General features: G+C 65.6%; 16 protein-coding genes. 4 read left to right on the plus strand and 12 right to left on the minus strand.

From position 1 onward, the window contains the following. Positions 1 to 45: 45 nt before the first annotated feature. From BOO71_RS12710 to BOO71_RS12745, 8 genes are all read right to left on the minus strand, one after another. Positions 46 to 624, minus strand: a complete 579-nt coding sequence (locus BOO71_RS12710; protein ID WP_075832927.1) for a TerD family protein — start codon at positions 622 to 624, stop codon at positions 46 to 48. A gap of 126 nt (positions 625 to 750) precedes the next feature. Further along, a complete protein-coding gene (locus tag BOO71_RS12715; RefSeq protein WP_075832929.1) occupies positions 751 to 1,995 on the minus strand; it encodes a VWA domain-containing protein in 1,245 nt (414 codons plus the stop codon). Continuing rightward, positions 1,996 to 3,198 carry a TerD family protein gene (locus BOO71_RS12720; RefSeq protein WP_075832931.1) on the minus strand — a complete coding sequence of 401 codons (1,203 nt, stop codon included), beginning with the start codon at positions 3,196 to 3,198 and terminating at the stop codon, positions 1,996 to 1,998. It lies immediately after the preceding gene. 101 nt (positions 3,199 to 3,299) lie between these two features. Then, positions 3,300 to 3,875, minus strand: a complete 576-nt coding sequence (locus BOO71_RS12725) for a TerD family protein (protein WP_075832933.1) — start codon at positions 3,873 to 3,875, stop codon at positions 3,300 to 3,302. Between the two features lie 58 nt (positions 3,876 to 3,933). After that, positions 3,934 to 4,389 carry a tellurite resistance TerB family protein gene (locus BOO71_RS12730; RefSeq protein WP_075832934.1) on the minus strand — a complete coding sequence of 152 codons (456 nt, stop codon included), beginning with the start codon at positions 4,387 to 4,389 and terminating at the stop codon, positions 3,934 to 3,936. A gap of 185 nt (positions 4,390 to 4,574) precedes the next feature. Further along, positions 4,575 to 5,486 (minus strand): HpcH/HpaI aldolase/citrate lyase family protein, encoded by a 912-nt coding sequence (locus BOO71_RS12735; protein WP_075832936.1) that lies wholly within the window; start codon positions 5,484 to 5,486, stop codon positions 4,575 to 4,577. A 178-nt stretch (positions 5,487 to 5,664) separates the two neighbouring features. Next, on the minus strand, positions 5,665 to 6,717 hold the full coding sequence (locus BOO71_RS12740; RefSeq protein WP_075832938.1) for a cysteine protease StiP domain-containing protein: 1,053 nt from the start codon (positions 6,715 to 6,717) through the stop codon (positions 5,665 to 5,667). Between the two features lie 248 nt (positions 6,718 to 6,965). Then, positions 6,966 to 10,208, minus strand: coding sequence for an FtsK/SpoIIIE family DNA translocase (locus tag BOO71_RS12745; protein ID WP_075832940.1), 3,243 nt, complete (start codon positions 10,206 to 10,208; stop codon positions 6,966 to 6,968). A 150-nt stretch (positions 10,209 to 10,358) separates the two neighbouring features. Between BOO71_RS12745 and BOO71_RS12750 the strand changes: the two genes are divergently transcribed. The 4 genes from BOO71_RS12750 (at position 10,359) to BOO71_RS12765 (ending at position 14,058) form a co-directional block, all read left to right on the plus strand. Then, positions 10,359 to 10,793: a Mov34/MPN/PAD-1 family protein gene (locus BOO71_RS12750; RefSeq protein WP_075832942.1), complete on the plus strand. Its 435-nt coding sequence runs from the start codon at positions 10,359 to 10,361 to the stop codon at positions 10,791 to 10,793. Between the two features lie 106 nt (positions 10,794 to 10,899). Beyond that, entirely contained in the window at positions 10,900 to 11,382 is a 483-nt protein-coding gene (locus tag BOO71_RS12755; protein WP_075832944.1) for a sulfocyanin-like copper-binding protein, read from the plus strand. 199 nt (positions 11,383 to 11,581) lie between these two features. Further along, on the plus strand, positions 11,582 to 12,922 hold the full coding sequence (murD, locus tag BOO71_RS12760; protein WP_254843145.1) for a UDP-N-acetylmuramoyl-L-alanine--D-glutamate ligase: 1,341 nt from the start codon (positions 11,582 to 11,584) through the stop codon (positions 12,920 to 12,922). Next, positions 12,919 to 14,058 (plus strand): FtsW/RodA/SpoVE family cell cycle protein, encoded by a 1,140-nt coding sequence (locus tag BOO71_RS12765; RefSeq protein WP_075832946.1) that lies wholly within the window; start codon positions 12,919 to 12,921, stop codon positions 14,056 to 14,058. Before murD ends, BOO71_RS12765 begins: the two co-directional genes overlap by 4 nt. 79 nt (positions 14,059 to 14,137) lie before the next feature. Here BOO71_RS12765 and BOO71_RS12770 read toward each other — a convergent pair whose 3' ends face one another. From BOO71_RS12770 to BOO71_RS12785, 4 genes are all read right to left on the minus strand, one after another. Further along, entirely contained in the window at positions 14,138 to 15,064 is a 927-nt protein-coding gene (locus BOO71_RS12770) for an MJ1477/TM1410 family putative glycoside hydrolase (RefSeq protein ID WP_083653400.1), read from the minus strand. Then, entirely contained in the window at positions 15,061 to 15,798 is a 738-nt protein-coding gene (locus tag BOO71_RS12775) for an endo alpha-1,4 polygalactosaminidase (RefSeq protein WP_083653398.1), read from the minus strand. The genes BOO71_RS12770 and BOO71_RS12775 overlap by 4 nt, the downstream gene beginning before the upstream one ends. A 3-nt stretch (positions 15,799 to 15,801) precedes the next feature. Next, positions 15,802 to 18,021, minus strand: a complete 2,220-nt coding sequence (locus BOO71_RS12780; protein ID WP_075832948.1) for an Agd3-related carbohydrate-binding protein — start codon at positions 18,019 to 18,021, stop codon at positions 15,802 to 15,804. Positions 18,022 to 18,116: 95 nt separating this feature from the next. Then, positions 18,117 to 20,321, minus strand: coding sequence for an Agd3-related carbohydrate deacetylase (locus tag BOO71_RS12785; RefSeq protein ID WP_075832950.1), 2,205 nt, complete (start codon positions 20,319 to 20,321; stop codon positions 18,117 to 18,119). Positions 20,322 to 20,485 lie beyond the last annotated feature (164 nt).

Genomic DNA, 20,485 nt, shown 5'->3' on the forward strand with positions numbered 1-20,485 from the left:
TAAACCGCAAGCAGCAACTCTCAAACCTCCATCCTCAAACCTCAGCTACAGGTAAGCCTTGATGTCCGGCAGGTTGTCCTGATACGTCCGCCCCTTGGACGTTGCGCCAATGGCGGTCATGGTCCAGTCGTTGCCCTGGCGCTTGAGGCTCGCCAGGATCATGGCGCTGTGCTGCCCGCCCGCCGACAGGTCATAGCGCGCAATCTCGGCCTCGCCCTGGGTGTTGACCAGACGGCAGTAGGCGTTCTCAATCTGGCCGAAGTCCTGGCCGCTGTAGTTGTTGACGCTGAAAATCAAAGTCGTGACGTTGGCAGGCAAACGCGACAGGTTCACGGTGATGCTCTCGTCGTCGCCGTCGCCCGCGCCCGTGCGGTTGTCGCCGCTGTGCTGGATCGCGCCGTCCTTGCTCTGAAGCTGGCGGAACCACACGGCGTCCACCAGTTGGCCCTGCGCGTCAAACATCAGGGCGTTGGCATCCAGATCAACATCCACCGAGCCGCCGCCGAAGCCGAAGAAGCCCTTTTTCTTGATGGCGTCCCAGCCCAGGCCCATGCGAACGCTGCTGAGGCCGGGGGCTTCCTTGGTGAGGCTGATCTGCTGTCCTTTCTTGAGGGAAATAGGCATTGGGTTTGCTCCTTGTGTGAGGGGGAATGGGAGTTGGGGATTGTCTAAGGGTCTAAGAGTCTGAGGGCCAAAAACGTGGGCGTCTGTCTTTTAGTTTTGCGGTTAGACGGTTTGACCGTTGGACGGTTAGACGCGCAGGATTCCTGCGGCTTTGGCGTCCCGCTGCCAGCCGTCCAGCTCATTGAGCAGCAGATCAAACAGTTCGGCGTCGGCAATTTTGATGGGTGCGGGCACGCGGAAGAAGTCGGCGTTGTCCACCACGCGGCCCGGCAAGTCGTCCAACTTTTCCAGAAAGTCAAAGTTGACGCGCCCCTCTTCAATGCCCATGAACTTCCAGAAAATTGGTTCGTGGGCGGCGTCGGTCATCTGGCGGACCACCACGGCGGGGTTGCTGGTGCCACCATCGGTGATGAACAGCACCAGACACGGCAGGTCACGCCCCTCTTTCTCGGCGTCCTCGCGGACCATTTTCATGACCGGGCTGTAGTGGGTGCCGCCCTCCAGCTTGACCTTCAGGCGGTCCACGAACCCGGCCACGTTGTCCAGCGACAGCGTGCCGCTGCGGTGGGCCTTGATCCCGAACAGGTAAACCTCCACCTCGCCGTCGTCGTCCAGGCGGGCGGCCAGGGCTAGGGCGCGTTCGGCCAGCGCCTGCACTGCGCCGCTGCGGTACTCGTTCTGCATGCTGCCGCTGATGTCCAGCACCAGTTTCACGCGGTAACGGGCGTCGGCCAGCCCGCGTTTTTCCAGGCTGACGCTGGCGGTCTTAATCAGGTTGACCAGTTGCGGCTGCTCGCGCTCGGCCTTTGCCAGCAGCACCCGCTGGCGCTCCTTGTGCAGATTGACAGTCGGGGAAGGTGTTGGCGTGAATGTTTCAGCTTCCTCCACCTCCCCGCCAAAGTGCCGCACCAGCGCGTCCAGACCGCCGTTAAAGCCCTGCGCCACCGTCGCCAGCCGCCAGCCGTCCGCGTGACGATAAAGGCGAATCAGCATCACGGCTTTCTCCGCCTTCAGATGGGGTTTGACATCAAATGTCGCCTCCCCAACTTTGACGGACAGCGCCCCCGCCCCGGCAATCGGCTGGCTGTCGTGCGTGGCGGTGAAATAGATTTCGCTGATGGTGGCAGGGAGCGCGGCGAGGTCCACGCTAAAGCTCGTGTCTACCCCCTGCTTGACCAGTTCCAGCGCCCCTTCCGGGCTGCGCGGCTGGTTAAAGAAGACCATGTAACGGTCATCGGTCAGCTTGCCGTCCTGCAAGCCGAAGGCCGTCAGGTCGGCGCCGTCCAGCGTGCAGTGGATGTCCACGCTTAGGCGCTGACCCACGCCCAGAGTGCTGAGTGGCACACGCTGCCCGGCCTGGAGAACGCCCATCTACTTGCTGCCCGCCGACCAGCGGAAGCCGAAGCCGAAGTGCTGATCGGCCTCCTGATGGTCCTTGAAATAGCGTTCTTCCTTGGTGATCTTGACCTCGCCGCCCACGTTCTCAATGCTGGCGATGGCGCAAAAGGTCCGGCGCATATCGGGGTTGCTCAGTTGCACCATGATCTCGTTGCCGCGCGGGTCTTTCATGGTCAGGCGGGCATTGACCTTGGTGAAGTCGGAAGTTCCCTGATAGATGAAGGCGAAGATCACCACCGTATGAATCAGGTCCGGGCGCGAGATCACCAGATTCTCGCCGTCGCTGGACGCGCCGCTGCGGTCATCCTTGTCCAGCAGGATGAACGGCTCGAAGCGGTCACTGCCAAAGCTGTTGCCCAGCGCCTGAATCACGCCCTTCTGCCCGTCCTGCATCACGAACATGCAGCCCAGGTCCAGGTCCGCACTGGCGCGCAGGAAGCCGCCGCCCTTGTCCCAGTTCAGATTCACACTGATGGGGTCTTTCTGGCCGTCTTTCCGCAGAGAAATCTTGGCGCTCTGGCCCTGCTTGTCCAGCGTGATCTTGCCCAGGTTGATGGTGGGAGCGGGCGGCGTGGGCGCTGCGGCAGGCGTAGGCGTGGCCGGGCGCGGCGCGGCAGCCGGGGTGGGCGGGGGCGCAGGAGGGCGGGCGGCAGGCGTGTCGGCCACCGTGCCGCCAAAGTGCTTGACCAGTGCGTCCAGACCGCCGTTAAAGCCCTGGCCCACCGCGCCCACACGCCACACGTCCTTGAAATACAGGTCCAGCAGCATGATCGCCTTCTGCTGCTGAAAATCGCGCCCGGTCACGCGGTAATTCATCAGCGGGGTGCCGGAACTGCTCAGCGTGACCTCGGCGTGATCGATGGCGTTGAATGCGCCGCTGTCCACCGTGGACGCCAGACTCAGGCGGCGAACGCTCGTGGGCAGGCGCGACAGGTCCACCTGAAAGACCTTCTCATTGCGCGCCCCGCTTTTCATCTCCACCGCGCCTTCCGGGCTGCGCGGCTGGTTAAAAAAGATCATGTAACGGTCATCGCTCAGCTTGCCCGCCGCGTCCAGCCCGAACAGAATCAGATCGTACTCGGAGGCGGGGCCAGTCACCTGCACCGTTAAAGTCAGGTTGGTTTGCGGAGTCAGGGTACTCAGTTGGGCTTTCTGCCCGCTCGTGAAGGTCTGCATGTTCTCCTTTGTGCGGGGGGTTGAGAAGAAGGGAGGCCGGAAACCGCGTTCCCAACCTCCCCAACGTCTGTGCTGTGAACTGCTCTAGAGGTGGCTCAGTCTCAGACGTTGACGCCGAAGTTGCGGGCCATTGGGGCCAGACCGCCCGCGAAGCCCTGACCCACCGCGCGGAACTTCCAGTCTGCGCCGTTGCGGTAGATCTCGCCAAAGATCACGGCGGTCTCAGTGCTGTAATCCTCGCTCAGGTCGTAACGGGCAATTTCTGCGCCGCCGTCCTTGTTCATCACGCGGATAAACGCGCCGCCTACCTGGCCGAAGCTCTGGCCACGGGTGTCGGCCTCGTCGATGGTCACGGTAATCGCCACCTTGTCGATGTCGGCGGGCACTTTGCTCAGGTCGATGTCGATGGTCTCGTCGTCGCCCTCGCCCTCGCCGGTGCGGTTGTCGCCGTTGTGGACCACGCTGCCGTCAGAGGACACCTTGTTGTTGTAGAAGATAAAATCGCCGTCGGCGCGGACCTTGCCGTCGGCCTTGAGGGTAAAGGCGCTCGCGTCCAGGTCAAATTCCTTGCCGTCGGTGGCGCGGGGGTCCCAGCCCAGACCCACGGTGATGGCCGTCAGGCCGGGGGCCTCTTTGCTCAGGGAAACGTTGCCGCCTTTTTTCAGTGATACTGCCATGTTGGTGCCTCCTAATAGGGAATGAATCGCGAATTGACGAAGGGGATGGCTTGAAGGTTCAGACGTTAAATTCGGACGGGTCCAGCTTCAGGGCCTGGGCAATTTCGCGCACCACGCCCATTTCCTTCTCGTCAAATTCGCCGTCAGAGTTGGCGATGACCACCGCCAGTTGCACCACGGCGCGGGCCTGATCGGGCTTGCCCGCCACCTTACCGATGGCCTGCATCAACTCGATCTTGCCGAAATCGAAATCGGCGGTGATCTTGTCGCAGTAGCGGTCATACTTGTCACGCATATCCGAGACATTGAACGCCTTGAGCTTGTCGCTGGTGGTGATGAACTGCGCGGTGCGGCTGCGCTCGGTCTGGTCGATCTTGCCGTCTGCCGCGCCGATCAGCGCGCACGCCGCCATTGTCGCGTCGGCAAATGCGCCGTTGTTAAAACGGCTCCAGCCGTCCTGCGCTTCCTTGCTGGCCTGCGCGCCCATCGCTTTGAGCTTGTCGAGAAAACCCATACCGTGTTCCTCCTGACTGCCTGTCGAAAACTGCTTGAAAGACGAGAACGTGAGGTCAGACAACTGCGGACCTTACCCCCTGAAACTATCAGGACTGGGGTTTAGACTCCTTGAAATTGTTCTCATGAAAGCGGCGGACTGTCGGCGTAGCGGTGGGAGAACGGGTGGTGCTGTGCAGTCCCTGATCAGAAGTGCAGGGCCTCGTGCCGCTGCGTTTCCAGCACGCCGTAGAGCCTGGCGCGGCTCAGGATGTCCGAGGCCCAGCGCGTGTGCGTGGCCGGTTCGCACATGCGCCCGTTCATCTGGAAGACGGCGGGCGCGTCTGGCGCGAGGATCGCCCGCGCTTCCAGCAGATCGGATTCCGACACGCGGTAGGCGTCCAGGACGGTGTGAAGTTGCGCCGGATGGATGATGGTCTTGCCGCACAGCCCATAATCCAGGTCCTGTTCCAGTTCGCGGGCCAGCGTGGGCAGGTCACCGAAGACCTCGTAGACCGGGCTGGACAGCGCGAAACCGTGCGGCTTGAACACGCCGATGAGCATGCTGATCACGCGTTCCAGCGGTCCCTCATACAGCGTGCGCCCCGGTTTGCGGCGCACCCCCAGCGCGTGCATCAGGTCATTGCCGCCGATCCGCAGGGCGGCCACGCGCGGGCCGTGGCCGCCGTCCAGGATCAGGTCGCGCAGCCGGGTCATCTGCGCCTCGCTGAGGGCTTCCGGGGTTTCCAGCGTCAGCAGCACGGGCATCTGCGGCCACGCCGAGTGGTCCAGCGCCCGCAGATAGTCCGCCAGATTCCCTGCGTGAATCTTGGGCAGCACGAAGCCGCTGATGCCGCGCAGGTCCAGTGTCAACAGGTGCGCCAGAATGTGAGGATTGCGGGCGCGGATCAGGCGCAGTGGCCCGGTTCCGGGTGGGGGCAGCAAGGGGAGCGTGCGTGCCAGATTTGCCAGCGCCAGGGGCAGATCGGCCTCCAGCACGGCGTCCTCGGTGCAGTAGATCAGGCTGGTCAGGGATGAGTAACGCCCGGACCCCAGCGCCAGCAGATCGGGCCGGGTGGCCGGGGTGTACAGGCTGGCCCCCAGTTGCCAGGGATTCATACGGGTTCCGTCTGTTTCGTCAACAAACCGGGAAAGCTCCCGTTCGTCAACTCTATGCCCGGAACCCGTCCTTCTCCTTCTCGCATCCGCTCGGATTTCATCGTTTTTGCAAACGATTCAATCGGAGTCCGTATCAGCCGCCAGGGATTCAGCAGCGGCGCTGGCGAGAGCGAGGTGGTCATGTGTCTTCCCCGGCGCGTGGCCTGATCAGTGCCGCCGCCAGATACGGCAACTCCGGGTGGACCGTCATGGGAATGCCCGCCGCCCGCGCCAGTTCGCTCAGGTGGTGGGTGTCGGGATGTCGGGCGTCGCGCAGCAGCAACCCGGCAGGCTGGCGGCGCAGGAAGACGCGGGTGGCCTCGCCCACCCCTGGCTTGACCAGATGCGGGTCATGCACGCCCAGCCCAGCCGCCAGCGCCAGCACCGCGTCGTAGGGGCGCACGGGGCGGGGGCCGGGACTCAGGGGGAGGTCAATCCCGGTGTCGAAGGCGTCCAGAGCCGCCAGATACTCGCCCGTCACATCGTCGGGGCGCAGATGATCCTCGGTGCGGACGCCGTGCAACTTCTGCTCAATCTGCGATTCGGCGTCCACGAAGGTCCGGCTCAGCAACCCGCTGATGGTGGCGTTCAGGGCGGCGTGGGGCAACAGCAGATCGTCGTGGGTGGCGGCAAAACTCGCCACGCCCGCTGGATCGCTCAGCACGGCCAGCAGCGGCGGCACATCCCCAGGCAGACTGTCCACCAGCGTTCCCCAGATGCTGCCCTTGCCCGTCCAGCCGTCCACGAAGACCAGTGTGCCCCCCGGATGCGCTCCCTGTACGCGCCGCAACGCCTCCCGGTCAATCCCGCTGCCCCGGATGATGCTGAGGGTGTGGTGGGGCAGCTTTTGCCCCCGCCGCCGCGCGAAACGCGTCATGGCCGCGCCCACTGGCGTTCCCGCGCGGGCCAGCGAGACCAGCACCGGCTGCGGCACATGGGCCAGCAGATGCGCGGTCAGACTGGCGATCAGTTCCGCCATGCGGGGGCCGTTGCGCGTCAGGGCGTCGTGGTAGGCAGCCATCTGCACGGCGCTGGGCCGCGTTTCGGGGGTCAGCAGCGTGCCGTAGGACACGCCCTGCCGCAGCAGCGCCTCCTTCTCGGCCACGCCCACCAGCCGGGGCGTGGCCGGGCGCAGATGGACCGTCACGTCGGCGGGGTCGAAGGTATGGAAAAAAGCTGTGGTCTGGGTCATAGAAATGGACAGCCTCTGGGATGTGGATGTTTGGGGTATGCGCGTCTGGGATGTGAGGGCTGGACAGGGGAACCGTCCGAGGGGGAGAGGGTGGGCCGCAAGGTCTAAACATGTTACGCGAGAGCGTGTGCCCTGGCCTCCAGATTTGAGCCGGGTGCAAGGCCGCTGGCCTCCAGAGACGGACCGGGGAGCCAGGGCATCGGCCCGTAGCCCGCCTTTCTCTCAACTAGATCTCTCAGCCGACGTATTCAACCAAAGTATTCGGGCAGATCGGCTTCTGTCGCCAGCACGTCGCGGGGTTTGCTGCCCTGGTGCTTGCTGACGATGCCCATCGCTTCCAGCAGGTCCATCAGTTTCCCGGCGCGGGCGTGGCCCACACTCAGGCGGCGCTGCAACCTGGAAACGCTGCCCTGGCCCTCCTCGATGCAGATCTGGGCGGCCTGACGCAGCAGCGGATCGCTGAAATCCATGCCGCTGCGGTCTCCGGGGCCACTGGACATGATCTCGCTGTCGAAGTCCGCGCCGTACGCCTCCACGAAATCGTCCTCGAAGACCATCCGGCGCAGCTCGTCGCTGATGCGGGCGGATTCGGCCTCAGAGATATAAGGCCCCTGGAGGCGCACGGGTTTGACCTGACCCGGCTGGTAGAACAGCATGTCGCCCATCCCGGTCAGGCGTTCCGCGCCCATGCTGTCCAGAATGGTGCGCGAGTCGTGGCTGCTGCTGACTGCAAAGGCGATGCGCGCCGGGACGTTCACTTTAATCAGGCTGGTCAGGATGTCCACGCTGGGGCGCTGCGTCGCCAGGATCAGGTGCATGCCGGTGGCGCGGGCCATCTGTGCCAGCCGCATAATCGCGCTTTCCACTTCTTTTGGGCTGGTGATCATCAAATCGGCCAGTTCGTCGATGATGATCACCAGATGCGGCAGTTCGGTTTCGCCGGTCTGGCGCATCTTGGCGTTGTACTGTTCCAAGTTCTTCGCGCCCACCGCGCTCATCATCTTGTAGCGGCGCTCCATGTGGGCCACCGCGCCCAGCAACACCCCCGCCGCGTCCACCGGATTGGTGACCACGCTGCGGACCAGATGCGGAATGCCGTCGTAGGGGGTCAGCTCTACCATCTTGGGATCGATCATCAGAAAGCGCAGATCGCCCGGCAGGTACTTGAACAGCAGTGAGGTGATCAGCGTGTTGACGCACACCGATTTGCCCGAACCCGTGCTGCCCGCCACCAGCAGGTGCGGCATCTTGGCGAGGTCTCCCACCATCAGTTCGCCGTCAATGCTCTTTCCCAGAATGATCGGCAGTCTGGCGCGGGTGTTGCGGAAACCGGGAGAAGAGGCCGCCTGATGAAAGGTCACGGGTTCGCGCTCGGCGTTGGGAACCTCCAGGCCGATCACGCTCTTGCCGGGCACGGGGGCCTCCACGCGCACGCCGCCCACCGCCAGGGCGCGGGCCAGATCGTTGCTCAGGCTGGCGATCCGGCTGATCTTCTCGCCGGGCGCGGGTTCGATCTCGTAGCGCGTGACGGTGGGGCCGCGCGCGTAGTCCACCACTTTGGCCTGCAAACCAAAGTGCCGCAGCGTCTCGTCGATCAGTCCGGCCCGCTGCCGCGCCGAGACCTCCAGCGCCGCCGTGTTGTGTGCTGCCGCCGGAATGGGATCAAGGAGTTTGCTGTCGGGCAGGGCCAGCGCGATTGCGCCCACAGGGTTGGTGGGCCGCCTTTCCTGCCGGGGTGGGCCAGCGTCTTTCTCCCACGGTGGCGTGCCCGATTTCGGCGCACCAGCACGCACGCCACCTTTGCCCAGCAGAGGCTCGCCTTTACCACTGGGCACGGCGTCCAGCGTCCGGCCCGTCTTGATAGGTGCAGGCCCAAACGGCAGATCGTCGTCGTCCCAGTCGGAGAAGGGATCGACGCCACCAGTTTCTGGGCCAGAGGAGGGGTTTGAGACAATGTGCGGTGAGGCCAGAGGCGGCGCTCCCCAGCCCGCTGGGTCTGCCGTGGCCGTGATGGTGGTGGGCTGTGGAGTTGCTGCCGTGTGCCCAGTGACAGCGCTTTCCCCTTCCGAGAACTCGTCGTTCACGAAGTCGAAGTCCAGCGTGGGCGGCACAGCCTGGGCCGACACGAGGACTTCCTGGGTGGCCGTTCCAGTGATGGCCTCGGCGCGGCGCAGGGCGTCCTCCTGGGCCTGGGCCAGCCGGTGTCTCCAGCGGCCCTGTTCGCGCAGGGTGCCGTCGGTGTCCTCGGCCAGCGCCGCCGCCAGTTCGCCTGCCACCTCGGTGGGCGCGCGGTCAAAGGCGGTGGCCAGATCGGGCCAGCCGGGATACACGTCGGCCCGCGTGCGCCACGCGGTGAAATCGCGGCTGACCTCCTGCCACGCCACCTGCCGTTCGCGGTGGGCGGGCCACTCGCGGGCCAGGGCGGCGCTGTCGGGCTTGGCCAGGGCTTTCTCGGCGGCCACGCGCTCACGCTCCAGCTTGCCCGCACGCCCGGACAGGCGCTGGATCTCGGAGACCATCGCGCGGCGCAGGCGTTCCAGCGCGTCGCAGGCCTGGGTGCTGGGCAGCGCCACGCTCAATTCATGGCGGCCCTGGCGAATCTCGGCGGCGCGGGCCTCGGCGTCGGCCCCGGCGTCGGGGGCTTCACGGGCCACCAGTTCACGCAGATCGCGGGCACCGTTGCCGACAAAGATGCGGGTGCTTTCCTGCCAGTGTTTCAGATCCCGCTCCAGACCCTTGAGGCCCGCCTCGTCCTGGCCGCGCACCTCGCGCTGGGCGGCCTTGAGTTCGGCCTGCTGGGTCTTGATCTCGTTCGCGTCGGGGTACAGGCGGCGCAGGGTGTCCAGCTCGCGCCCGTGGGCCATCAGCCCGGCGCGCACGCCGCCGCGTGCGCGGGCCGACTCGATGCCGTCCTGCCGCGCCTCGATGGCCCCCTGCACCCCCGCAGACGCACCGCCCAGCAGCATGCTGAGCCGCCGGAAAACAGACTTGAGCATGCTCAGTGGGGCCAGCCGAAGCATCAGCTCCAGTCCCAGTGTCAGCGTGATCAGGGGCAGCAGCGCCGCCGCGTAGCTGAGGGTTCCCACCAGCGGACGCATCACCACCACGGCCCCCTGTCCCGCCGCCCCCGGATGAACGACCTCGTGCAGCGCCAGCAATGAGGCCACCACCACCACGCCGCCCAGCACCCGGCGGTTCAGGTTTCTCAGGTCACGTCCCAGGAAGACCAATGCGCCGTAGGCGACGGGAATGATCGGCAGCAGGTACGCGCCCCAGCCCAGCCAGTCCAGCAGCAGCGAACGTGCCCCACCCATGAACCCCGCCGTGCCGCCAGTGCCAGGGGTGCCCGTGCCGCCCGCTCCCAGTCCGTCCTCGCCCGGCAGCAGCAGCGTCACCGCCAGAAAGATGCCCACCGCGAACAGCACCAGACCCAGCGCCTCGCCGTCGAAACGGCTGACCGGGGGAGAACTTTTGGCGCGGGCCTTCGACATAGCGGGCAGTGTAACGCAAAGCGGGCCGGGTCATTTGGAAATTGAGTCGTCCTGTACGGCGTTTGAGGTTGGAAAGGGACGGCGGTCTGTCCTGATGGGGTCCCGGAACCGTGCCGCGCGGCACGCCGCGCCCGCGCTCCATAATGGAGCGTGTCCCTGATCCTGCCTGCCGTGCTGGCTGACGCGCTGTGGGCGCACGCCGCCCGCGAGTTTCCGCGCGAATGCGTGGGCGCGTTGGGCGGCACGGGCCGGACGGCGGAGGATTTGGATGGTGAGGAAGCCCGCGCCGTGGCGCTGTACCCCCTGCCCAACATCTCCGCGCAGCCGGAGCGCGAGTATCTGGCAGACCCGGTGCATCTGCTGCGTGCCCTCAAGGCCATGCGCGGGGGCGGTCTGGCCCTGGTGGCGCTGTACCACAGTCACCCGCGCGGCCCGGCGTGGCCCAGTTCCACCGATCTGCGTCTGGCCACCTACCCGGTGCCCTACGTGATCGCGGACCTGCAAAACCGCGTGCTGCGCGCCTACCGTCTGCCACAGGGAACGGCGGTAGGGGTGCGGGTGGAGGCTACGTCTACAGGGGATTGAACGCGGCCCCACACTCTAAGAAATCCTCTAATCCACGCAAGAGAGGGTGAAGGCCGATTGTGAGGCGTTGGCTTATGCCGGGGCAGGGCGGTCCTACACTCGCGGCATGAAAAAGATTCTGTTCGTCGCCGGGCTGCTGATGCTGGGCCAGGCCAGCGCCGCAAGCTATGTCAGTAACGACGCGGCCACCAAGACCGCCACGATCACGGTCAATGCCGGAGAGGGCGGCGACAACGGCGGCCTGAACTTCAACGGGGCCGATCACGGCAAGAAGGGCTTTGTCATCCCCGCCGGATGGACCGTCAAGATGGTCTTCAAGAATGTCGGGATGATGCCCCACAGCGCCGTCGTGACCAAGGGCAAGACGCCGCTGTCCAGCATCACGGAAAAGGACGCGGCCTTCGCCAAGGCTTACACCTCCAAACTCGCCGGGGGCATAGCGGGGGGCAGCAAGGCCGAGACGGTGATGTTCAAGGTGGGCAAGGCCGGAACCTACAATCTGGTCTGCGGCGTCCCCGGCCACGGTCTGGGCGGCCAGTACGTGGGCTTCATGGTGTCCGGCACGGCCAAGACCGCCAGTTTCGAGTAAGCCGGACTGCGGGTAGGGCGAGCAGGACGGGGGTGGGTTTCAGATACGGAATCCGCCCCTTCTCATGTCTGCCACTCATGTCTGCCCGCCGGGAGTGTTCAGCATCGTCTGCACTGCACCGGAATCTGATACGGGGCCACAGCGCGTTGGCCCCAGGCATTTGCCAGCCACATTCATGATTTTCCCCTATGTTGAGGGCGTGACTGGGGAACGGGATGTGGGGGAAGGCAGTGGTGGCAACGGAAGTCTCCTGATTTACGGTCTGGGCCGCAGTGGACGCGGCGTGGCCCGGTTTCTGTCCTCAGAGGGAACGCGGGCGCAGTGGCACGACGCCCGGCCCTCTGCGGAAGATCTGGCGTTGATGGACGAGTTGCATTACGGGCGCGGCGATGTGGGCGGTACCTACTCAACCGTCGTGGCGGCTCCCGGCGTGCCCATCGATCACCCGGACCTGGAAAGCCTGCGTGGGCGCGGCGCGGAGGTCATCGGGGAGGTGGTGCTGGCCGCCCGTCTGCGCCCGGCGCTGCCCATCGTGGGCGTGACCGGCACGGCGGGCAAGGGGGGGACCACGGTGCTGATCGCCTCTTTGCTGCGGGCCTGCGGGGTACGGGCGCGCGAGGGCGGCAACATCGATCCGCCGCTGCTGGACGTGGTGGACACGGCAGCGGTTGCGGTGGCCGAACTGTCCAGCTTTCAACTGGAACGGGTACCCGGCCTGCGCCTGCCCGTGGCCGTGATCACCAATCTGGGTGTCGATCATCTGGACCGCCACCGCACCGTGGCCGCCTACCACGCCGCCAAACTGAGCATCACGGCGGGGCAACAGGAAGAGGACGTGCTGATCGTCCCGGAGGGGCTGGAGGTCAGCACGCGCGCCACGGTTCTGCCCTTCTCCCCGGCGCGGCTGGTGCTGAGCAGTGGCGAGGAAGTCCTGCCCGCCGCCGAACTGCCCGACGCCATCCACCCCGCCAACGCCGCCGCCGCACTGCTGGCTGCCGAGGCCATGCTGATCCGGCTGGGCCGCCCGGTGCAGCCCGAGGTGCTGGCGGCGGCCCTGCGCGCTGCCCGGCCACAGCGGGGCCGCTTCGAGACGGTGGCGCAGGTGGGTGGTGTGCGTTTTATCGACGACAGTATTGCCACCCGGACCATCGCCGTGCAGGCCGCGCTAGAGCGGGCGAGGCCGCCGATTGCCTGGCTGGTGGGCGGGCGTGACAAGGGCGCGGAGCTGGGGCCGCTGCGCGAAGCCGCCCAGGGCCGCGTGAAAACAGTGATCGCCTTCGGTGAGGACGGCGAGAAGTTGGCCCACGAGTTGGGGCTGCCCTTCGTGGCCGTGTCCGGTGCGGATGGAGACGGCAGCATGCGCGCGGCGGCGCTGGCCGGACTGGAAGCGCTGGGAGGCGAGGGAACGGTCCTGCTGGCCCCCATCGGCACCAGCTTCGATCAGTTCCGGGACTATGCCCAGCGGGGCGACAGTTTCCGGCGGGCGGCGCTGGCCCTCGTGGACGCCGCAGATGCGCCAGACCCGGAGGCCCGCGCGTGAGCGTTCAACTGATCATCGCGCAGGTGCTGCTCATGGCGCTGGGTCTGCTGGGCATCTCCGCCGCGCGCCCGGACCTGGTCGTGGAACATGGCTGGAAAGCGGCGCTGGCGCTGGGCATCACCTTCGCGGTGGCCCGGCTGCGGCCCAGAACCTTCCTGAAACTGGGGCCGCCGTTCTGGGCCTTCACCCTGGTGCTGCTGCTGCTGGTGCTGTTCATCGGCAAGGGGACCCAGGAAAGCGAGGCCACCAAGCGCTGGCTGGATTTCGGCGGCCCCTTCCGGTTTCAGCCCTCCGAACTGGCCAAACTGGGGCTGGTCATGATGCTGGCCTCGTTCTTCTCGCGGCGGGGGGTGCAGAACAAGCTCCTGAGCGCCACGGTCATGATCGTGCTGACCACCGCCCTGATCTTTGCCGAGCCGGACCTGGGCAGCAGCGTCCTGATGTTCGGGCTGGGCATCATTCTGATGTACGCCGCCGGGGTGCGGATCAGCAACATCACCGGCTTTCTGTTCGCGCTGGGCCTGATGGCGCTGCCCGTCTTCTCGGTCTATCTGGAGAAACACCCCTACATTCTGGCCCGCTGGCAGGGCCATCAGGCCCGTGACGAGGAGCGGGCCATCGGCCTCGATCAGATCGGCCTGGCCCACCGGGACCTGAGCTGGGGCGGCTGGTGGGGCCAGGGGCCGGACGGCAGGCGCTACGAGTATTTTGCCGCCCACACCGACATGGTGGTGGCCTCGGTGGGCTTTACCGCCGGGCTGCTGGGTGTGGTCACGCTGCTGTTCTGCTACTGGCTGATCGTCTCGGTGGCCCTGCAAACCTCGCAACTGGCCGCGCGCATCCGGCCCATGACCGCCGAGATCCACGGGGCCAGCATCCTGGCGACGGGCGCGATGTTCATGATCGTGGGTCAGGCGATGGTAAATCTGGCCGTCGCCGCCGGGGTCTTTCCGGTTACGGGCGTGCCGCTGCCGCTGGTCAGCTTCGGTTTTTCCAGCATGCTGACCATGAGCGTGGCGCTGGGCATCATCCATTCTGCCCTGCGTGAGGTCAAGCGCAATCTGCCCGAAACCGAGGCCCGGCCCGCCGAGGACAGGGTGGCCGAAAGCGAGGGCGTGGGCCTGAGTGCCGATTGAGGGCTGGAATATAGAGAAGAGGCAGCGTGGCGGGATAGTCCCACGCTGCCTCTCTCTTTTGTCCCTTCTGCGTCCTGGCTTAGCGCCCCGGCGTCAGCACGTCCAGATTTCGCACGCTGACATACGGCACCAGCCCGGCGGCGCGGGCGCGGCTGTAGGTTTGCGAAATCAGGCCAGGATTCGAGGCGTAATCCAGCGTCAGCACCGGCTTGCCCAGCTTGCGCCAGGCTTTAAAGCTGCCCAGCAGTTCGGTCTGTCGCTCAGGTTCCGTGACCCCATCCGTGGCGTACACGAAGGTTTCTTCCTGGGCGGCAGCGTCCACGCAGGCGGCGTAGCCGGGGTCCAGCAGCAGTTCGGGGGCGTTCTGCGGGATGATCAGAAACTGGGGGTCACGGGCGTGGGCGTGCGCGGCAATCTTGCAGACCCAGCGCACCATCTCCGCGCGGGCGGTGGGGCGTTCCGGGCGGCGCATGTAGGCGTCGATCAGGTCCAGGTAGACGCCGTGAAAACCCTGATCGATCAGCGTGTCCAGCCCGGCCAGCGCCAGCTTCTGCCACGCCGGGTTCCAGTACGCCACGTCGTAATTGCCGGGCCAGTCAGGATCGGCCTTTAAAATCCATTCCGGCTGGCCGGGTTTCCAGCCCGGCTGCCAGTAGCGGCGGTAATCCTCGGCGGCCCCCACGCTCAGGTAGGCGACGAGCAATTTATCCTGCGCGGCAGCCTCCACCTCGGCGCGGCTCCAGGGCTGGCCGTCGTCGTCGTTCGGCTCGATGACCAGCAGACCAAAGGGAGCGCGTTTCAGCGGGGCCAGACGCGGCCCGTCCGCCCCGCCCAAGCCGCCCAGTTGAATGGCCCAGGTACGCACGGCGCTCAGTTTTTCTGAACGCGATTCGGCCTGCGCGCCGCCTGCCGCAAGCGTCCAGCCCAGACCAAGCAGGAGGGGAGAGAGGAGAACCAGCCACCGCGCGAGGCGGGACCGGGAAAGGAAGTCTGGGACCGTGTTCAGGGCAGACCTCCAGCCAGCGAGAGGGCGCGGTCTGTGACGAAGGTCTGCACGTTGTAACGCGCGGCCCGCTCGCGTGCGGCGTGGGCCAGGGCCGGGGTATCGGCATAGTCCAGCGCGCAGACGCTCAGGCCCGTGGCCCGCACTTCTTTCAGCCAGTGGTCCGTGTAGGTGCGGCCCGCCTTGTCCAGCGCGGCGTAAGCGGGGGTGTGCGTGGTGGAAAAGCCCTCGAACAGCACCCCGTCTACCAGCCGTGCCAGCCCCGGCAGCAGCCCGAAGCCCCGGTTGGCCAGCAGCGTGGCCTTGGGGAAGGCCGTGCGCAACGTCTGCACCAGTGCCAGCGTCGCGTCTGCTCCGGCGCTGTCCAGGGTGTCGAGCATCAGGCCGTCGGCGTGTTTTAACTCTAGGTCGGCGCGGCGCAGCAGTTCGGCCCACCACGCGGGGTTGGTGGCGTCCACCTTCACGCTGCCCCACTGCGGGTTGACCTCCAGGTGGTACGCCTGACAGCCGGGCGCGCAGCGGTAATCGCCCAGCGGGTGATCCTCGCCCACGCTCAGATACCCCAGCACCCGCGTCCCGCCCGCCCGCAGGGCGTCGAGCTGGGCCGGGGTGTACAGCGTGGTCTGCACCACCACCGTGCCGAAGCCGCCCAGCGTCTTTAGAGCCTGCGGCGTGGGTGGGCCGTAGTAGACGCTCAGGGGCAGGTGGGGCGAGAGAGCGGTAATGGCCGTGAGCAACCCTTACCTGGGCGTCACGGCGACGTTGACCGTGCCGCTGACGGTGCGGTTCAGGATGCGGGCCGCGCCGTAGACAGACCCGGAAGTCGCCCCGGTCAGGCTGACCGGCAGGGTGCCCGCGCGGCTGGTGACTGCCACCGTGTTGGTCTTGCGGTCCCACACCGCGCCAAGTTGGCCGGCTGCCTTGGCCTTTTCCTCGCGGGTGTGGCGGTCCACGTAGGCTCCCAGATCGTCCCAGGCCAGGGTGTTCACCGGCAGCGTGCTGGCTTTGCTGTACTTGTCCAGCACGGCGCGTACCCAGTCGGTGGCCACGCTCTTGCCGGGGGCGTACTGGTTCAGGTTGGGCTGGTGCATGTAGTGCGGCCAGGCGGCCCCGGATAGGACGTGTTGCAGCCCGATATCGCTTTCCTTGTCCAGATATTCCGTGTAGTTCAGGGCGCTGGGCCAGTACGGGCGAACACCGCCGGGGCCGTAGACCGCGTTGTAACTGGTGGCCGCCTCGTCAGGGGTGCTGGAGTAGTAAAAGACGTTGTTGGGCCAGCGCGGCACCAGCAGGATGTTGGGCTTGAGCGGATGGAAGATGCCGCAGGTGGGGCAACTCGCGTCCCAGTGGCTGGCGACGCTGCGGTTGGAGGGCACGTACTGGACGCCCGACAGGGTGGCCGCGTTCAGGAAGTTGATGTTGCTGGCCCCCAGGCCGTAATCCACCTTGGGCTGACCCTCAACCAGGGACTTCCAACCCAGCCCGCTGATTTCGCCGGTCAACACAGTCTTATAGCTCAGTTTCAGGCCCATGAACAGGCCGATCAGGGTGTTCTGGAAGATCTGGTTGAAGCTCTCGTTCAGCGACAGGTCATCCATCAGCAGGTGATCGCGGGTGTGGTTGACCCAGTCGAAATCCTGGCTCAGGCATTTGGTCACGGCGCTCAGCGGGTCCTTGACCCCGGTGGACGGCGAACAGGTCTTGGGGGCCAGGATGTCCGCACCCAGGCCGTTGTACATCATGGCGTAGGTAAAGTTTCTGGCAACTGAATAATCCTTACGGACAGCGGCCTGCTGATCGCGCACGGACAGCGCGTCACTGGCCTTCAGCCGGAACGCATTGGGAAGCACGGTCTTGGTGGGAGCGTCGTAGCGGTCCCCGGTGGCGAACCAGTCGTCGATGTCCACGCCCAGGTAGCGGCGGTACTCGCCCAGGTAGACGCCCTTGGTCAGCCACTGCACCATCCCGTAGCCCAGCAGTTGGGTGTGGGTCAGGTACTCGTTCTGGGCCATCGTCAGCAGCAGCCGCTCACGCCCGTCGGCGGCGGTGCTGCTGACCGCCAGCAGGTTGCCGTTGGCGTCGGTCAGCAGCGGGGTGGTGGTCACATTGGGCACGGCTTCCAGACGGCTGGGGTAGGCGTATGAGAACCGCACCGGCACCGTGTTGGCGGTCAGGTCGCTGAAGACCGCCTTGCCGCCTGCTGTCACCGTGGCATCGGAGGTGCCCGTTTCTGCCCCTGGCACCGCCCGCACGCCGTAATCCTCCGGCGCGATGCCGGGGAAACCGAACAGCGCCAGTTGGCGCACCTTGTAGGCCGCCTCGTACTCGAACAGGGTGGCCCACTCGGCGTCGTTCAGGGCGCTGGTAAACACGCCGGGGCTGTTCTCGGTGGTCAGTGAATTGCTCGCCAGGATCACGCCCGAATACTTGCCCACGCCGTCCGGGCCGATCAGGGTACTCAGATTCAGATCCTTGGCCGTGGCGTCCAGCGTGTCATAGGCGACGCCGTGCTGAGACAGCAGCGCCTTTGCGGGGGCCAGCCCAAAGTTGGCGGCCCCGGCATGCAGGACCAGGATCTTCAGCGCCACCTTGCCGGTCTGGGCGTTGCCGGGCAGGGCCTGGGCACGGATGGCTTGAGCGCTCAGGCGTCCAGCGGGCGCGGCGGGAACGGTGGCCGGACCCAGGCGCTGCGCGCCGAAACCCTGGGGCAGCAGCCGCCTGATATCCCCGGCCACTGCTCCGGTGGGCGTCAGATTGCCGCCTTCAGAGGCCGAGACCGTCTCGCCGTAGCGGGCGATGTCGCTGAGCTTGACGCCGTTCTCACCGACGATGCCGGTGTCGGGTTTGCCATCGGGGGCAGAACCGGAGGGGCCGGGGGCGCTGCCGCCTCCGCACCCGGTCAGGATCAGGGCGGCGGACAGCAGCAGGGCGGATGGAAACAGGTTGTTCAATTTCGTCATGGATAGTCCTGAGGGTGGTGAAGAGTGAGTGGAGGCAAAAATGGACGGCCCCCTGGAAGTCCGGGCAGGCCGACTGGATGATGAATGCAATGGCTCTAGCGGGGCGTGACCCCCACGGTCCGGTTGCCGCTCAGGCTGACCACCTGGGATTTGTAGGCTCCGTACAGGCTGCCCCCGTCCGCGCCGGTCAGGGTGACCGGGACCGTGCCCGCTGACAGGTTGCTCAGGACCACCGTGTTGGTTTTGCGGTCCCACATTCCCTTGAGGCTACCCGCTGCCTTGGCTTTTTCCTCGGTGGTGTGGCTCTGCATATACGCGCCCAGATCATCCCAGTGGTAGGTGTTCAGCGGCAGGGTGCTGTACTTGCTGTATTTGCTCAGGGCCGCCTGCACCCAGTCCGAAGCCACGCTCTTGCCCAGGGCGTACTGGTTCAGGTTGGTCTGGTGCATGTAGTGGGGGAATGCGCCGCCGCCCAGCATGTGCGTCAGGGCCAGATCGCTTTCCTTGTCCAGGAATTCGCTGTAGTTCAGGGCGTGGTCCCAGTAAGGCCGGGTGCCGCCGGGGGCATAGACATTGTTGTAGCCCTTCAGCGTTTCGGCGGGGTTGGTGGCGTAGTAATAAATATTGATCGGCCAGCGCGCCATCACGAACAGCTTGTTGTCCAGCGGATGCACCACGCCACAGGTGGGGCACGAAGCGTCCCACTGGCTGGCGACGCTATGGTCGGCACCCAGATAGCGCACCCCGGCGCTGTCGGCGGCTTGCAACATGTTGGGGTTGCTGCGCCCCAGGCCCAGATCCTGCTTGGGCAGGTTGACATCGTCGTCGTTGTGGCTGCCGTCGTCGGTGGGGTCCATGTTGCCCAGCCCGCTGTGTTCGCCAGTCACCAGACTCTTGCGGTTGACGGGAAGGCCCAACTGGCTGGCAATCGTGAAGTTGCCCGCGATCTGATCGGTGGCCGTCTTCAGATCCATCACGTCCATGCGCAGATGGTCTTTGGTGTGGTTGACCCAATCAAAATCATTTTTCAGGCACTTGGCCATACTGGTCAGTTGGTCCGAACTGAGCCAGTAAAACAGGCAGGAGCCGAAGGCCGATGTTTTTGCGCCCCCACCGTTAAAGACCAGTGAATACCTGAAGTCGCTGGCTGCCTTGAAGGTGCTGCGGATATCGCGCTGCTGGTAGTACACCGAAATGAGGTCGCCAGCGCTCATGCGAAAGGGTTTGGTGTACAACTGCCCGGTGGCCGAGTTCAGGTGGTCCCCAGCCGAGAAAAAGTCGTCGATGTCCACCTGAAGGAAGCGGCGGTGTTCGCCCAGATGGACTCCCTTGGTCAACCACTGCACCAGGCCGTAACTCATCAATTCGGTGTGCAGCAGGTAAGGGTTCTCAGCCACGGTCAGCAGCAACCGCTCCCGGCCATCAGGGGCGGTGCTGGTGGCGGCCAGCACGCGGCCCTGCGGATCGGTCAGCAGCGGGGTGGTCTTCACGCCAGGAACACTTTCCGGCACGGAAGGGTAACTGTAGGCGTACTGCACGGGCAATGCCGTGCCGGTCAGGTCCTTGAAAACCGCCTTGCCCGCACTGCTGGGGGTCATGGACGTGGTGGAAGTCTCCGCGCCCGGCACCGCCCGCAGGCCGTAATCTTCCGGTGCCACGCCGGGATAGCCGTACAGCGCCAGTTGCCGCACCTTGTAGGCCGCCTCGTACTGGAACAGGGTGTCCCATTCGCCGCTGTCCAGCGTGCTGGTGTACACGCCGGGAGTGGACTCGTTGATCAGTGCGTTGGTGGTCAGGATCACGCCCTGATATTTGCCGCTGCCATCGGCGTTGATCAGCCGCGACTGGTCCAACGTCTGCTGGCTGGCGTCCAGTACGTCAAACGGCACGCCGCTCTGCTGCAACATGGCCCTGGCACTGTCGATGCCGAAGTCCCCCGCACCGCTGCTCAGGACCAGCACTTTCAGGTCCACCCTGTCGGTCTGGGCATTGCCCGGCAACGCCTGAGCGCTCAGGCGCGCGCCGCTGGGAATGGTGGCCTCGCCCAGTCGGGCATCTTTCGGCAGCTTGCCAGGGAAAGGCTCGGGAGCCTGGTAATGTACGTCTCCCGACACAATGGGGACATTGTCGAAAGCCGGTTCTACCGTGTCCGGCCCGACGGCCTGCGGAACAGTATTGAGGTCGCTGGTGGAACCGGGCACCTGACCGGTGTCAGTGGTCGTGCCGGGGGTCGGCGATCCAGCGCAGGCAGCCAGAATCAGGGTCAGGGACAGGGCGGACAGCAGGGTCTGGGGTTTCATTGCGTAAACTCCTCAAAACCAGATGTTGGTTTCATGTGTTGCAGCCGGAAAAACGAGGTTTGACGGGGACCGAAGGTCTGGCTCGGACTGCTGTCTGTTATGCAATCCCGGCACCAAATTGTTTTCTTCGTGAATCTGCCCGGCCTCGGCCAGCATGGAGCGGA

Source organism: Deinococcus marmoris (genome assembly GCF_001949125.1).
In the GTDB taxonomy this organism is placed as follows: Bacteria; Deinococcota; Deinococci; order Deinococcales; family Deinococcaceae; genus Deinococcus; species Deinococcus marmoris_A.

Excerpts from the sequence above, each read along its gene's own strand:
- BOO71_RS12745 (WP_075832940.1), bottom strand. The coding sequence starts at position 10,208 with ATGTCGAAGGCCCGCGCCAAAAGTTCTCCCCCGGTCAGCCGTTTCGAC.
- BOO71_RS12740 (WP_075832938.1), bottom strand. The coding sequence starts at position 6,717 with ATGACCCAGACCACAGCTTTTTTCCATACCTTCGACCCCGCCGACGTG.
- BOO71_RS12785 (WP_075832950.1), bottom strand. The coding sequence starts at position 20,321 with ATGAAACCCCAGACCCTGCTGTCCGCCCTGTCCCTGACCCTGATTCTG.
- BOO71_RS12755 (WP_075832944.1), top strand. The coding sequence starts at position 10,900 with ATGAAAAAGATTCTGTTCGTCGCCGGGCTGCTGATGCTGGGCCAGGCC.
- BOO71_RS12725 (WP_075832933.1), bottom strand. The coding sequence starts at position 3,875 with ATGGCAGTATCACTGAAAAAAGGCGGCAACGTTTCCCTGAGCAAAGAG.
- BOO71_RS12715 (WP_075832929.1), bottom strand. The coding sequence starts at position 1,995 with ATGGGCGTTCTCCAGGCCGGGCAGCGTGTGCCACTCAGCACTCTGGGC.
- BOO71_RS12780 (WP_075832948.1), bottom strand. The coding sequence starts at position 18,021 with ATGACGAAATTGAACAACCTGTTTCCATCCGCCCTGCTGCTGTCCGCC.
- BOO71_RS12710 (WP_075832927.1), bottom strand. The coding sequence starts at position 624 with ATGCCTATTTCCCTCAAGAAAGGACAGCAGATCAGCCTCACCAAGGAA.
- BOO71_RS12720 (WP_075832931.1), bottom strand. The coding sequence starts at position 3,198 with ATGCAGACCTTCACGAGCGGGCAGAAAGCCCAACTGAGTACCCTGACT.
- BOO71_RS12730 (WP_075832934.1), bottom strand. The coding sequence starts at position 4,389 with ATGGGTTTTCTCGACAAGCTCAAAGCGATGGGCGCGCAGGCCAGCAAG.
- BOO71_RS12735 (WP_075832936.1), bottom strand. The coding sequence starts at position 5,486 with ATGAATCCCTGGCAACTGGGGGCCAGCCTGTACACCCCGGCCACCCGG.